The following is a 14,201-nucleotide window of genomic DNA, read 5'->3' as shown; positions in this document are numbered from 1 at the left end:
ATCAATCGAATTGAAGGGATGTATACACAATGGCAGGAAGATTAGATGAAGATTTAAAGGATGTAACGTTACTTGGAAATCAAAATACAAAATATTTATTTGAATATAGTCCAGAAATTTTAGAGACATTTGATAATAATCATCCAAACCGTGATTATTTTGTAAAATTTAATTGTCCTGAATTTACAAGTTTATGTCCAAAAACGGGACAACCAGATTTTGCGACGATTTATATTAGCTATATTCCAGAACAAAAAATGGTAGAGAGTAAATCTTTAAAATTATATTTATTTAGTTTCCGTAATCATGGCGATTTTCACGAGGATTGTATGAATGTTATTATGAATGATTTAATTAAATTAATGGATCCACGTTATATTGAAGTGTGGGGGAAATTCACACCACGTGGTGGTATCTCGATTGATCCGTATTGTAATTATGGTCGCCCTGGTACAAAATACGAGAAGATGGCAGAATATCGCATGATGAATCATGATCTATACCCTGAGACAGTTGATAATCGTTAATGAAAAAAGGATCTGTATATCGTATACGGATCCTTTTTTTCTATATATTATGTATGTTGATTGATAACTGTATAATTTTTGTGATTTACAACTGTAAGAGGTTCCATATCTAATTCTCTGTAATTTTCCATAATTGTTATATCGACAATAACGGAGTTTTTATTTACTTTTTGAACACGGCCTTGCATTCCACCTTTAAATTTGATAATATCTCCAGTTTCTGCGATTTCCATAAGCAACTCTCCTTGTTATAGTTTTTGCCAAAAAATAACAAATTTGGTCTTTTTTTATTTCCCTTTATTTTGAACTATATTTCCTAATTTGTAAATGTTTTCAAAGAAAAAAACGAAAAAATATTCACTTTTTATAAGAAATGTATAAAAGTATTTTCTAATTATAGAGGAAAAAAGTGGATAAAGCAGTGTTTATATTACTATATAGGAGTATAATAAAATAATACTGTGATTGTCAGGGGATACAGCATCTGTAATCATAAGTTGGACTAAATCAGGTATTTACGGGCATTTTATTTCCCATCAACTTGTTTTGCTTGTTGCTAAAATTTGAGGATAGGGTATTATGACCTGTTGATGCGGGAGAAATTAGGGGCGGTAACATGATGTTTGAAATTGTTGGAAGTTTTATAGCAATTCTTTTATTCCTATTCTCATATAAGCAATTAAAATTAATTCGTAACGAAGATACAAGTATGTATTTTGACGGATTAGATGGTGTACATGCTTCCATAAATCATGAGAGCGGTGCAGATATGTAAAGGAGTATGACTTTCTTTTTCTCCATGGTATGATGACGACAAGAAACAGTGCATAATAATATAGTTGATGAGCTGTGAATGGAGAGTGAAGAAAATGCGAATTTCTTTTATTCGTCACGGTCGCTTGAATAGTGTTACAAAGCCAATGACAGTTACTTCGTTTCATGAATGGATGGATCGATATGATTTAGATCATATGATCAAAGAGACAAAAATACCACTTGAGACAGTTGAGGCCATTGAATCAGCAAAGTTGATTGTAACGAGTGATCAAAAACGTGCTGTGCAGTCAGCGGCAGAATTAACGGACTCTTTATCTTTTATACAGAGTGCTCTTTTTCGAGAAGCAGAAGTACCCTCTGGATTTTTTGCTCCTAAGTGGGTGAAATGTAAACCAGAAGTATGGACAGTTATCGGACGTACATTATGGATAGTTGGATATTCTAAAGATGTGGAGTCTTACCGAAAAGCGCTAGAAAGAGCAAAACAAGCAGCTGATACACTGATTGGTTATGCTCTTGTACATGGACGTATTACACTTGTAGGTCATAGCTATTTTAATACAATGATTGGTGCTGAACTGCGTGCAAGGGGTTGGTCTGGACCGCCTATTTTCCATAGAAAGCCATGGGGATGTACAGAATACACATTTCATGAAGCAATGAATGGAACTGCCTTAAACACCAATTTAACATAGAAGCACACGATTCAAATAAAGAATCGTGTGCTTTTTTTAAGAAACAAAGGCTTTTTTATATAGTGGTTTTACTAAATGAGCGTATGGCTCTCCAACAAGCATAACCGTTTTATCTTCTTGATAACCAAGTTTTTTATATAAAGAGAAAGCTCGCGTGTTTTCTAAATTTACAAGTAAGGCAATTTTCTCGTAGCCTTTTTCAAAGGCATCATTTTCAGCGGTTTTAATTAATTTTGAGCCAATGCCACGTCCGCCATATGAGCTCGAAACAGATAATGTGTCAATGTAATATTCATCGAGTTCTGCTTCTTTCTCTAGTGTAATGGTTGAATCTTGTTGGCTTTTTCGTAAGTGTTTTACAATTGGAGTATCGAGTTGTTCGGCATGACTCCCGTGGTAGGCCACGATAATTCCAACTGCTTTACCATCTTGTTCTTCAACGAAACAGTTCTCATAGCTAAGTCGATTTCCTTTTTTTAAAAACCAAGTTTCAAGTCCTGTCAATACTTCTGTTTCTGTCTTCCCACCTGTGATCTTTTCAGCAATTTCATGCAGAGCGTTATACAATAAAGGAGATATTGCCTTCGCATCTGTCTTTTTTGCTTTCCGAATCATATTATCCCTCCTAGTTGTCATTCTTATTGTAACATAAAATAAAATTTCAACCAGTTATTCAAAATTTCGGTAAGGTGTATAAGGTGGACTTGGTTATCGATGAGACATGGTATAGAAGAACCACTATGTTAGTATATGGTTCTTACAGAAAATGTAATAAATTTACCATTGTCGGCCTGTAGAAGATGAGATAGAATATTGCAGAGAGGTGAAATACATGGATACACAATTAGCAAATACAATTTTAGATCAATTGAAAAATGGTGAGATAAAAGAGTATGTTGTAACAAAAGATGTATTTTATACGTTTCGTGAGGTTATAGTGAATCGAGAAGATTTTAAACATTTTAGTGGAAATGCACAACGCGGTGGACAGATTATTTATACATATACAGAAGTGCCACGTTCGTAATAGAAGATAAAGGAGAGGAGATTTATGGGAGAATTTAAACAGGGTATTTTGCCGCACTGGGATTATATGTGGAAAGACGGAACTGGAAGAAGGTTTGTAGGAATGGTTCTGTTTCCTGAGAAGCAAAAGTATGTAAGAGAAGTGGTTGAAAAAACAAAAGTAGCATACGAACAAGGAAAAAAAATTCGAGTAACTGTAAAGGTTCAACATACGTATCAAAATGTAGAGGGAACGGTTGTATATTTTGATGAAGAAGCGCCAGTATTTACTGTCCAAGATCACGAAGAGAATTTTCATCATTTATTTTTAAAGGATGTTTTACGTGTTGAGCATTGTGAATGAGTGACGCAAATTTTGTGTACAGCCTTTGTAAAATTCTCATCACACTAATAAATAAATTGGTGTGCCATAATAATTGTCCTTTTCATTGTAATGATATTTTATTTTTGTAACAAAAACAAAAAATATATGTATTTGATTTAATAGAATGAAGTGAAACTTTAATCCACAAGAGAGAATTCCTTACTTGTGTGATGTAAATGATGTGTAACCGGTTTCGAACAGATTACAGCTAACAGTCTGTTCTTTTTTTATGTTGCTGGAGAAATATATTTCTCCAGCATTTACCGTTTTTTTACAAAAATCATTGTTAACATTTTTATAAAAATGGTTAAATTCGTTGACAACTTTTTTGAAAAGCACTTTATTGACATGAGTTTTAGAATGTTGTTTCATAGTCTTTGTATTAAAAAAAACGACTTGTTATGTCGAAAAGTAAAATTTAAAAAAAGAAAGATTTTATACATATATCTTGTGTCTTATTTTGAAACGTAATACAATATATAGGGAAAACATGAATCGGCATCGAGATATTAAAGTAGGAAAGGGAGGGTCGGAGATGTTAATTGCATATGATTCTATGACAGGAAACGTGAAGCGTTTCATTCACAAATTAAATATGCCGGCCGTTCAAATTAACGAAGATCTAGTAATGGACGAAGATTTTGTTCTTATTACGTATACAACAGGTTTTGGAAATGTGCCGGAACGTGTTTTAGAATTTTTAGAGCGCAATAATGCAAATTTAAAAGGCGTATCTGCAAGCGGCAATCGCAACTGGGGAGATATGTTCGGAGCAAGTGCAGATAAAATCTCAACCAGATACGAAGTACCTATTGTATCAAAATTCGAGCTATCTGGAACAAATAAAGATGTAGAATATTTTAAAGAAAGGGTGCGGGAGATTGCGACACATTGAACTGAATAATGAAATCACGCAAATGCAAGACGGTTTCTATCAGCTTCATAAGGATAAAGAAGCATTAGAAGTCTTTATGGAAGAAGCGAGAGCGAATACCGTTCATTTTAATAGCGTGGCAGAGCGAATCAAGTATATGAATGAGCATGATTACTATTACAACGTTCTGGATGAGTATAAGTTGGAGGAAGTGGAGGAAGTATATAACATTGCATACGGTGAAAACTTCAAGTTCCAATCTTATATGGCAGCATCTAAGTTTTATAAGGATTATGCGTTAAAAACAAATGATCAAAAACAATACTTAGAAAGCTATGAAGATCGTGTATCAATTGTGTCATTATACTTAGGGCGCGGTGATGTTAAGAAAGCAAAACAGTTTGCAAGCATGATCGTAAAACAAAACTACCAACCAGCGACACCAACCTTTTTGAATGCGGGAAGAAGCAGAAGAGGAGAAATGGTGTCTTGTTTCTTGTTAGAGATGGATGATAGTTTAAATTCGATTGGATTTAATATTAATACGGCGATGCAGTTATCAAAAATTGGTGGCGGAGTTGCTTTAAACCTTTCTAAGCTACGCGCACGCGGTGAACAAATTAAAGGTATTGAAAATGCAGCAAGCGGTGTTGTGCCAGTTATGAAGCTGCTTGAAGATTCGTTTTCATATGCGAATCAGTTGGGTTAACTTATGGCTCAACTATAAAACCGGGTCAATTGCTGGAACGCCTGAGTATATCGAGGTAGGATACTATGGAGAAATGACGTAGCGCCCCCTAAAAATCCAAGATTGCAGGAAATCAGCAGCCGAGCTCCTAAGTCTATTAGATAAGGAGAAGGTTCAACGACCAAGTAGCTATGTAGGTGACTATATAGCTCGAACCTGGCTTCTCAAACCAAGGTTGTATAAGTTGAGAAGAAGATATGGTCTGAACTCTATAGCGATATAGAGAGGGTAGCAGAAATGACTATCCCCCATACGTTTTAAGGGTATGGAGTAACAATATGCAAAGAAAAGGTGCCGGTGCGGTATATTTAAATATTTTCCACTGGGATATTATTGAATTCCTCGATACAAAAAAAATAAATGCCGACGAGAAGAGCCGTATTCAGTCTCTATCGATCGGAATTATCGTTCCAAGTAAGTTCTTTGAGCTTGCTGAGAAAAATGAACCATTCCATGTTTTCGCACCTTATACAGTATATAAAGAGTACGGAAAACATTTAGATGATATAGACATTGATGAAATGTATGATGAACTGATGAGCAATCCGAATGTCAAGAAGAAGGCACTTGATATTAGTGCGCGTGACATGCTTATTAAAATTGCAATGATTCAGCTTGAGTCTGGTTATCCATACTTAATGTTTAAATCAAATGCGAACAAGCAACATCCATTAAAGGATATTGGAACCGTGAAGATGTCGAACCTCTGTACAGAAATTTTTCAACTGCAGGAAACATCCGAAATTAACGACTACGGTACAGATGATATTATCCGTCGTGATATTAACTGTAACTTAGGATCATTAAACATTGTAAACGTAATGGAGAATAAAGAAATTCGTGAAGCAGTCCATGCAGGAATGGAAGCTTTAACAGCTGTTTCTGATATGACTATCATTCCAAACGCGCCGACTGTGAAAAAAGCAAATGATGAGCTTCATTCAGTTGGACTTGGTGCCATGAACTTACACGGATATTTAGCGAAAAATAAAATCGCTTATGAAAGTGCAGAAGCGAAAGAATTTGTTCGTACATTCTTTATGATGTTAAACTACTACTCCATTGAAAAGAGTATGGGAATTGCGAAAGAAAAGGGCGAAACATTTAAAGACTTCGATAAGTCGGATTATGCAAAGGGCACATACTTTGAAAAGTATGAAACAACAGATTACAGTCCTGTAACAGAGAAAGTACAACAGCTATTTGAAGGAATCTATATTCCAACAAAAGAAGATTGGACAAGTCTAAAAGAAGAGGTGCAGAAGCACGGTTTATACAACTCATATAGATTGGCCATCGCTCCGACACAATCAATTAGTTACGTGCAAAATGCAACTTCAAGCGTAATGCCAATTGTAAGTCAAATCGAATCAAGAACGTACGCAAATGCGACAACATATTACCCAATGCCGTATTTATCAAAAGATACGTTCTGGTATTATAAATCTTCTTACGATATGAATCAGTTTAAACTAATTGATTTAATCGCAGAAATTCAAGAGCATATTGACCAGGGAATTAGTACAATTCTTTATGTAAATAGTGATATTTCTACGCGTGAACTAGCACGTTATTACATTTATGCGCATAAAAAAGGATTGAAGAGCCTGTATTATACAAGAACACGTAAGTTAAGCGTGGAAGAATGTGTAGCTTGTACGGTTTGATGAAACTATAAGTGACTAATATACAAAATTAAGAGTGAGACATCATGAGCAGGGTTTTCTGACCCTGCTCATGCTTAGTTATAAAATTTAAGATGTCTAACATGCGGTTAAGTTTTCATTACAAATTGAAAGCTTTACCGCATGTTAGAAGAGCTTATTGATAGAGAAGGGGCGATTCAATGCGCGCGGTAAACTGGAACAAAAAAGAAGACGATTTTAGTTTAATGTTTTGGAAGCAAAACATCGCTCAGTTTTGGACAGAAGAAGAAATCGCAGTATCTTCTGACAAAAATACTTGGGTGCAATTATCAAAAGAAGAGCAAATTGCGTATAAGCGTGTATTAGGTGGTTTGACACTTCTAGATACAAAACAAGGCGGCGAAGGGATGCCACTTGTACTTGTTCATCTTGAGAATTTGCAGGCGAAAAGTGTACTAGCTTTCATGGGAGCGATGGAAGAAGTACATGCAAAGAGTTATAGTCATATCTTTACGACACTCGCAACAGAAGAGGAAATTGATGAGATCTTTGAATGGGTAGATAGTCATCCGTTACTTGAGAAAAAAGCAGGAATTATTACAGGGTATTATCGCAAACTACTAAAGCCACAAGTAGCGAAAAAAGAATTATATATGGCTATGGTAGCTAGCGTTTTCTTAGAAAGTTACTTGTTCTATAGTGGATTCTTCTATCCACTATATTTAGCAGGACAGGGAAAGTTGACTGCAAGTGGCGAAATTATTAACTTAATAATTCGTGACGAGTCAATTCACGGCGTATTCGTCGGCCTTTTAGCACAACAAGCTTTCGCGGAACTTTCTGCAGAAGAGCAACAAGAGGTGCAAAAAGAAACACAAGAGTTATTAATGGAACTGTATGAAATTGAAACTGTATATACAGAAGAAATTTATACATCTATTGGACTTGTTGAAGAAGTAAATCGTTTTGTTCGTTACAATGCGAATAAAGGGCTTATGAACTTAGGATTAGAACCACAATTTGAAGAGGAAGAAATTAACCCAATCGTATTAAACGGTTTACGTACAGATACGAAAAACCATGATTTCTTCTCTGTAAAAGGAAATGGTTATGTAAAAGCAACAAATGTTGAAAAACTATCAGATGATGATTTCGTATTTGATTTTTAATAGATAGGATTGAAAAAAGCTGCCTTCATATGAAGGTAGCTTTTTTGTTATGTATATAAAAACGACATACCCCCCTCTTTTAGGTGGGAGAGAGCATCTGGCCATGCATAGAAGTGGTCAGGACCTTTTTCTGCCACATGCAAAGTAAAAACAGAAAGAGCAAACGAGTGGAGGTTACTTTTTATTCTGCATAGCAGGGGTTTAAATGTCGAAAAATGAAAATGGATTTATATAGTTTGCATAATGTTATTATTTTGTGATGAATTTGTTGTTTTTCGACTGATTAAAGTTTCACTTCGTGTGTATGTAGTGGTATGAGAAATTGAATACATTATGTCAAAATGAATAAAAAACCAACAAAAAATGTAAAGAAAATAATCTTACCTGTTCTATCTTTGAAGCGTGCAAATTGGCTTATCCTCTCAATTTTTTGAACAAGAAAATTTTGGCTCAAAAATTGCATGAATATTTAAAAAATAAAAGGGGGGTTTTGGAATGAGATATATAAAATACACGGTTCATTGAAAGCGTTTTCTGTTTAATTATCAAACTTTACATGGAAATTAGATAGAGAAAGTAGGAGGAATGATAGGTGGGAAAAGAAGTTGGTTTAAAACGTTCATTGGGACTTTGGTCAATTGTCATGCTAGGTGTCGGGTATATGACGCCGATGGTGGGGTTTGATACATTTGGAATCGTTTCTGAAAAAACGGACGGGCATGTTCCAGGAGCTTATCTTATTGCATTAGCAGGAATGTTATTTACAGCTGCAAGCTACGGCAAAATGGTAAAGGTTTTTCCTACTGCGGGATCTGCTTATACGTATACACAGAAGACAATTAGTGCAAGGCTTGGATTTCTTGTTGGCTGGTCAGCGTTATTGGATTATTTGTTTTTACCAATGGTGAACGCGCTATTAACGAGAATTTATATGTCCGCACTTTTTCCAAGTGTTCCTTCTTGGCTATGGGTCGTTGGATTTGTCCTATTGATTACACTGATAAATATTATTAGTGTAAATGTTACTGCTAATTTCAATACATTCTTAGTAGCGTTTCAAATATTAGTAATGGTTGTGTTTGTAGTCCTTGTTATAAAAGGATTGATAGCAGGAGAAGGAACTGGAGAAGTCTTTTCCATTCAGCCGTTTTTTCAATCAGATATACACATATCATCATTAGTTGCAGGGGCCACAATTCTTTGTTTTTCATTTTTAGGTTTTGATGCGGTAACTACATTTTCGGAAGAAACACCAAACGCGAAGAAGACAATTCCTCGGGCTATTTTTCTCACCGCTTTAATTGGCGGAATTTTATTTATTGTTACTACTTACTTCACACAATCTTTTTTCCCAGATGCATCCATATTTAAAGATCAAGAATCAGCGGCACCAGAAATTGCACTATACGTTGGCGGAAAATTATTTCAAACTTTCTTTTTAGTAGGGACATTTATGGGAACAATGGCATCAGGTTTAGCTTCTCATACAAGTGTATCGCGATTATTATACGTAATGGGGCGAGATAATGTAATCCCGCAGAAAATATTCGGATACATTCATCCTCGCTTGCGAACTCCGGTATATAACATTATTTTTGTGGGAATTATTTCACTTTCCGCTATGTTTATCGATTTAGAAACAGCAGCATCACTTATTAACTTCGGAGCGCTTATTGCATTTACATTTGTTAATTTATCTGTAATTGCTTACTATGTTGTAAAGCAAAAAAGATATAAAACAGTAAAAGATTTTTTAAATTTCTTAGTTCTACCTATTTTAGGAGCAGGTACAGTAACTGTGTTATGGTTTAACCTCAATATGAATTCACTTATTCTTGGGCTTAGCTGGGCTGCTGTTGGAATTGGTTACCTGTTATATATTACGAACATGTTTCGGTCAGCTCCGCCGCAAATGCATTTTGAAGAAGTACAGGAAATGTAAAATAACAAAAGACATCGGAATTTTTCCGGTGTTTTTTATTTTGGAGATTTTAAAATCATGCAATATTGCATAAGTCATTCAGCAATTCATAAGGAACAGGAGAACATTTGTAAATCAGTATCAGAGAGAAGGCTGAAAAAGGAGCATAAACATTATATTTTTATTTGGCACGATTATTGCTTTATAAAACTAGTAAAAATATATAAATGAGGTGTTATCGTGGCAATTCAATCAGAAAAAAATACAACTCAATCTGTACAGGGAAAAATTGAGGTTGAAAATCCTTTAGAGGAATTTCAGTCTATATTAAAAGAGGCACTCCAAGTCTTACGTTATCCAGAGGAAGTATTCGAATTTCTTAAAAGGCCGATGCGCTTTTTAGAAGTAAGTATTCCTGTTCGAATGGATGATGGAACAACAAAAGTATTTCAAGGGTACCGTGCCCAGCATAACGATGCAGCAGGGCCAACAAAAGGTGGCATTCGGTTTCATCCAGATGTTACAGCTGAGGAGGTAAAAGCGCTTGCTGGTTGGATGAGCTTGAAATGTGGAGTAACGGGACTTCCATATGGAGGGGCAAAGGGTGGGATTATTTGTAATCCACAGGAGATGAGTTTTAGAGAACTAGAGTTACTTAGTCGCGGTTATGTAAGAGCAGTGAGCCAAATTGTTGGGCCTACTAAAGATATTCCAGCTCCTGATATGTATACAAATGCTCAAATTATGGCTTGGATGCTAGATGAATATGATCATATTAGAGAATTTGATTCCCCAGGCTTTATAACTGGAAAACCATTGATGCTCGGAGGATCACAAGGGCGGGAAACAGCTACTTCTAAAGGAGTATTATATACACTTCAGTTAGTGAGTGAGCTGAAACATATTCCATTACAAAATATGCGAGTGATCATTCAAGGATTTGGAAACGTTGGAAGCCATTTAGCAAAATATTTATATGATATTGGTGTGAAAGTGGTAGGAGTATCTGATGCTTTAGGCGGCATTTACAACCCAGATGGTTTAGATGTTCCTTATTTGCTAGAAAATCGAGATTCGTTTGGAGTAGTATCGAACCTCTTTAGTAAAACAATCTCTAATCAAGAGTTGTTAGAAAAAGAATGTGATGTACTCATTCCAGCAGCAATTGGAGGAGTGATTACGAAACATAATGCAAAAAGGCTTGGATGTAAGATTGTAATTGAGGCAGCAAATGGTCCGACAACAAAAGAAGCGATCACAATGTTAGAAGAGAAAGACATTTTGGTTGTTCCAGATATTCTAGCAAACTCTGGAGGAGTTATTGTCTCTTATTTTGAATGGTGTCAAAATAACCAAGGGTATTATTGGACGGAGCAATATGTCGACCAATGCTTAAAGGAGAAAATCACATCTAGCTTTTCTGATGTATTCAATACTTCAAAACATTTTGGAGTAAATATGAAAATTGCTGCTTATATAGAGGGCGTTCGTAAAATTGTAGAGGCATCGCGCCTAAGAGGTTGGTTGCATTTTTAACCTTTTAACAAAGGGAGGAATAAAATGGAGCTTGATATTTTATTAGAAGAAATTGAAAGACAACCAATCGGTTATTATTGCATCGTGTCGAATTGTCATCGATATGATATATAAATCCATTTTCATTTTTCGACATCTAAATCCCTGCTATGCAGAATAAAAAGTAACCTACACTCGTTTACTCTTTCTGTTTTTTCTTCGCATGTGGCAGAGAAAGGCCCTGACCGTTTCTATGCATGGCCAGATCCTCTCTTCCACCTAAAAAGAGGGGTTCTATATGGTTTTTTTAATTGCTGTATATATAGAAAATTTTTAAAGTTTTTTCCATATGATTCTTCAGTCACAAATGTTGGCAGAACAATATTAATAGAATAAAAGAAGGGAATGATTCATTTTGTATTATGAGATCGTTACGAGCCCATGCTATGGAACAGTTGAAAAAGTGTCTATTGATAAGGACTCCCGAATTTACGAATGGGAACCACTGTTTGCGATTAAAAATATGAATGGTCAGTTGGAAGTAATCAAAACGGGATATAGTGGAGAAGTACAATCTTTAGAAGTAGAAGCAGGAGATAAGGTAATTCCAGGGATGGTATTAGCTTATATTCAAGAAGATCTTTTAATTGGTGGTAGTGATTAATTAGAGAACAAAAAGGAAGATGGAAGCATTCATCTTCCTTTTTTTATTAAATAAAGGAAAAAAGTTTTATTGTCAGATTAATTAAAAAAATCTGTTTTTAATGATACAATAAAAGTTAAGGAGTTCAAAGGAGGGTTAGCGGAATGTTTTCCATTGCTCATAAAAAAATTAGACCGATTGTTTCTCTACCTATTGATCAACTTGAAAAGGAATGGAATATAGATGTTAAAAATATAAAAGAACCTTTTCTGTTTTTAAAAAAGGAAGATCAATTATTTGCATATGTCCATGTGGAAGATCTGCTATCAAGAAATGAGGGGGTAACTGCCGGGGCGTTACTTTCAAATGCTGTTTCACTAGATACAATCTGTCACCTTAGCAAAAATATTTCCTTAACGGCTCTCTTTCAAATTATTGGGGCGCCTATTGCCATTGTGAAAAATGAAATAGGAGAGTTAAAAGGGTACATAAGAAGAGAGGATGTTTTTGCAGAATTATTTAAGCAAGAAAATAAAAGTGTGGATATACTAAAAATCATTTTAATGTCTATTCCAATGGGAATTTTTGTGGTAGACCGGGAAAAGAAAATTGTAAATTGTAATGAATCTGGTTTAAAGATGATTAAATCTACTTCTGAAAAAGTACTGAATGTACCGGCAGAGCAAATTTTTAATGGGGAACATATTAACAATGTATATGCAACGGGAAAAACGATTTTAAATCAGTTACAAATAACAAATGAGATGGGAGTATTAGTTGATTACAGTCCGATTCCTAGCTTCGATCAAAGTATTGAAGGAATAGTTATTATTGTACAAGATTTACCAATGGTTGAGGATATGGCCATGGAAATTGAATATATAAAGGATTTAAATAAAGATTTGCATGCAATCTTATCTAGTATTTATGATGAAATATTAGTAGTCAATCATAAAGGGGAATTAATTCGTTATAGTGAAACGATTATCAATGATTTTTGGGGAGGAGATTTAAAGGATCTGTTAGGAAAAAATCTTTTAGATTTAGAGCGAAAAGGTTTATTCAGTCCATCTGTTACTCGTTTGGTACTAGAACAAAAGAAAAAGGTATCGATTGTACAAGAAACAAAAAGTGGTCGAAAAATATTAGCGGTTGGAAACCCTGTGTTTAATGAAATGGGAGAACTGCATCGCATTATTATTGCATCAAGGGATATTACAGAGGCGACGAGATTAAAGACGGAATTGCATGAGATGAAAAAGATATCTGAACAATATAAGAAGGAATTGGACAACTTTAAAAATAAAGATCGTTTTCTTAAGAAACTGATTTATTGTAGTCCGAAAATGGAACAAATTATTAATCAAGCAAAAAAAATAGCTGATTTTTCTTCTAATGTTCTTATTTCTGGAGAGTCGGGTGTTGGAAAAGAAGTGATTGCCCAAGCCATTCATCAACTGGGAAATCGATCTTCAAAGCCGTTTTTAAAATTAAATTGCGGTGCAATTCCAGAAACATTATTGGAAAGTGAACTGTTCGGATATACGAAAGGCGCTTTTACCGGCGCTGATAAAAATGGAAAAGAAGGATATTTTAAGCGAGCGGATCAAGGAATTTTATTTTTGGATGAGATTGGAGAAATGCCTTTACATTTACAGGTGAAATTACTTCGGGTGTTGCAAGAGCAAGAAGTCATTCCAATCGGAAGCACGGTACCTACGAAAATAAACGTTCAAATTATTGCAGCCACAAATAAAAGTCTCGAGAAAATGGTGGAAGCTGGTACGTTCCGTGAGGATTTATTTTATCGCTTAAATGTAATTCCACTGCATGTTCCCCCGTTAAGGGAACGAATGGAAGATGTTCCAGTACTCGCATTTCATTTCTTACAACAGTTAAATGAAAAATATAATAAAAACTACCACTTAACTCCTGATGCACTAAATTTACTAGAATTTTATTCATGGCCGGGAAATGTACGAGAATTACAAAATATGATTGAACGTTTAGTAGTATCAGCAGATGAGCCAGTTATTGAAGCCGAATTTGTTAGCAAATTTTTAACTCCTGGTTATGATTTTAAAAAATCAAAGCCAGTTATTACAAGGGTCTTACCATTACAAGAAGCATTACATTCTGTAGAAGAGCAATTAATCTTACTTGCGATGAAGCAGTATAAAACAACGACGAAGGCCGCAAAAGCCCTTGGAATTAGTCAATCTTCGGTTAGTCGTAAATATCAAAAAATCATGAATGAAAAGGAAATACCAGTTGATGCAATTTCATATTTCTAAAA

The 14,201-nt window shown here is 34.9% G+C and carries 13 protein-coding genes and 3 pseudogenes; 14 read left to right on the top strand and 2 right to left on the bottom strand.

Going from position 1 to position 14,201, the window contains the following annotated elements; genetic code table 11:
- Positions 1 to 29 precede the first annotated feature (29 nt).
- Positions 30 to 527: a preQ(1) synthase gene (gene queF, locus ACIQ7L_RS04515; RefSeq protein WP_097895342.1), complete on the top strand. Its 498-nt coding sequence runs from the start codon at positions 30 to 32 to the stop codon at positions 525 to 527.
- A 47-nt stretch (positions 528 to 574) separates the two neighbouring features.
- Here queF and ACIQ7L_RS04510 read toward each other — a convergent pair whose 3' ends face one another.
- Positions 575 to 760, bottom strand: coding sequence for a YkvS family protein (locus ACIQ7L_RS04510; protein WP_400566996.1), 186 nt, complete (start codon positions 758 to 760; stop codon positions 575 to 577).
- Positions 761 to 1,146: 386 nt separating this feature from the next.
- On the opposite strand from ACIQ7L_RS04510, the gene ACIQ7L_RS04505 reads away from it, so the two are divergent.
- A complete protein-coding gene (locus ACIQ7L_RS04505; RefSeq protein ID WP_400567150.1) occupies positions 1,147 to 1,302 on the top strand; it encodes a hypothetical protein in 156 nt (51 codons plus the stop codon).
- A gap of 94 nt (positions 1,303 to 1,396) precedes the next feature.
- The gene (locus ACIQ7L_RS04500; protein ID WP_400566993.1) at positions 1,397 to 1,999 is read left to right on the top strand and encodes a histidine phosphatase family protein; all 603 of its coding nucleotides are present in this window, start codon (positions 1,397 to 1,399) and stop codon (positions 1,997 to 1,999) included.
- A gap of 36 nt (positions 2,000 to 2,035) precedes the next feature.
- Here ACIQ7L_RS04500 and ACIQ7L_RS04495 read toward each other — a convergent pair whose 3' ends face one another.
- The gene (locus ACIQ7L_RS04495; RefSeq protein ID WP_097895348.1) at positions 2,036 to 2,614 is read right to left on the bottom strand and encodes a GNAT family N-acetyltransferase; all 579 of its coding nucleotides are present in this window, start codon (positions 2,612 to 2,614) and stop codon (positions 2,036 to 2,038) included.
- A 217-nt stretch (positions 2,615 to 2,831) separates the two neighbouring features.
- Here ACIQ7L_RS04495 and ACIQ7L_RS04490 point away from each other — a divergent pair, with 217 nt between their 5' ends.
- The 11 genes and pseudogenes from ACIQ7L_RS04490 to ACIQ7L_RS04440 all read left to right on the top strand — a co-directional run bounded on the left by ACIQ7L_RS04490 (position 2,832) and on the right by ACIQ7L_RS04440 (position 14,199).
- The gene (locus tag ACIQ7L_RS04490) at positions 2,832 to 3,026 is read left to right on the top strand and encodes an abortive phage infection protein (RefSeq protein WP_400566991.1); all 195 of its coding nucleotides are present in this window, start codon (positions 2,832 to 2,834) and stop codon (positions 3,024 to 3,026) included.
- Between the two features lie 24 nt (positions 3,027 to 3,050).
- A complete protein-coding gene (locus ACIQ7L_RS04485; protein WP_400566989.1) occupies positions 3,051 to 3,368 on the top strand; it encodes a hypothetical protein in 318 nt (105 codons plus the stop codon).
- A gap of 556 nt (positions 3,369 to 3,924) precedes the next feature.
- Entirely contained in the window at positions 3,925 to 4,284 is a 360-nt protein-coding gene (nrdI, locus tag ACIQ7L_RS04480) for a class Ib ribonucleoside-diphosphate reductase assembly flavoprotein NrdI (RefSeq protein WP_097895356.1), read from the top strand.
- Positions 4,271 to 4,969, top strand: a pseudogene (locus ACIQ7L_RS04475) (ribonucleotide reductase N-terminal alpha domain-containing protein); the annotation flags it as partial. The gene nrdI and the pseudogene ACIQ7L_RS04475, both read left to right, overlap by 14 nt.
- Before the next feature lie 317 nt (positions 4,970 to 5,286).
- Positions 5,287 to 6,678, top strand: a pseudogene (locus ACIQ7L_RS04470) (ribonucleoside-diphosphate reductase subunit alpha); the annotation flags it as partial.
- Positions 6,679 to 6,857: 179 nt separating this feature from the next.
- On the top strand, positions 6,858 to 7,826 hold the full coding sequence (nrdF, locus tag ACIQ7L_RS04465) for a class 1b ribonucleoside-diphosphate reductase subunit beta (protein ID WP_400566986.1): 969 nt from the start codon (positions 6,858 to 6,860) through the stop codon (positions 7,824 to 7,826).
- Between the two features lie 592 nt (positions 7,827 to 8,418).
- The gene (locus tag ACIQ7L_RS04460) at positions 8,419 to 9,768 is read left to right on the top strand and encodes an APC family permease (protein ID WP_400566984.1); all 1,350 of its coding nucleotides are present in this window, start codon (positions 8,419 to 8,421) and stop codon (positions 9,766 to 9,768) included.
- A gap of 219 nt (positions 9,769 to 9,987) precedes the next feature.
- Entirely contained in the window at positions 9,988 to 11,283 is a 1,296-nt protein-coding gene (locus ACIQ7L_RS04455) for a Glu/Leu/Phe/Val family dehydrogenase (RefSeq protein ID WP_335359455.1), read from the top strand.
- Between the two features lie 24 nt (positions 11,284 to 11,307).
- Positions 11,308 to 11,394 (top strand): annotated as a pseudogene (locus ACIQ7L_RS04450) (SAV0927 family protein); the annotation flags it as partial.
- Between the two features lie 283 nt (positions 11,395 to 11,677).
- The gene (locus ACIQ7L_RS04445; RefSeq protein WP_400566981.1) at positions 11,678 to 11,926 is read left to right on the top strand and encodes a biotin/lipoyl attachment domain-containing protein; all 249 of its coding nucleotides are present in this window, start codon (positions 11,678 to 11,680) and stop codon (positions 11,924 to 11,926) included.
- A gap of 143 nt (positions 11,927 to 12,069) precedes the next feature.
- Complete coding sequence (locus ACIQ7L_RS04440) at positions 12,070 to 14,199, top strand: sigma 54-interacting transcriptional regulator (protein WP_400566979.1); 2,130 nt, start codon at positions 12,070 to 12,072, stop codon at positions 14,197 to 14,199.
- The last annotated feature ends 2 nt before the right edge of the window (positions 14,200 to 14,201 follow it).

The organism is Bacillus sp. NPDC094106 (genome assembly GCF_044764345.1).
In the GTDB taxonomy this organism is placed as follows: domain Bacteria; phylum Bacillota; class Bacilli; order Bacillales; family Bacillaceae_G; genus Bacillus_A.
The sequence above is the reverse complement of the archived record's forward strand: the minus strand, read 5'-3'. Positions and strand labels throughout refer to the sequence as shown.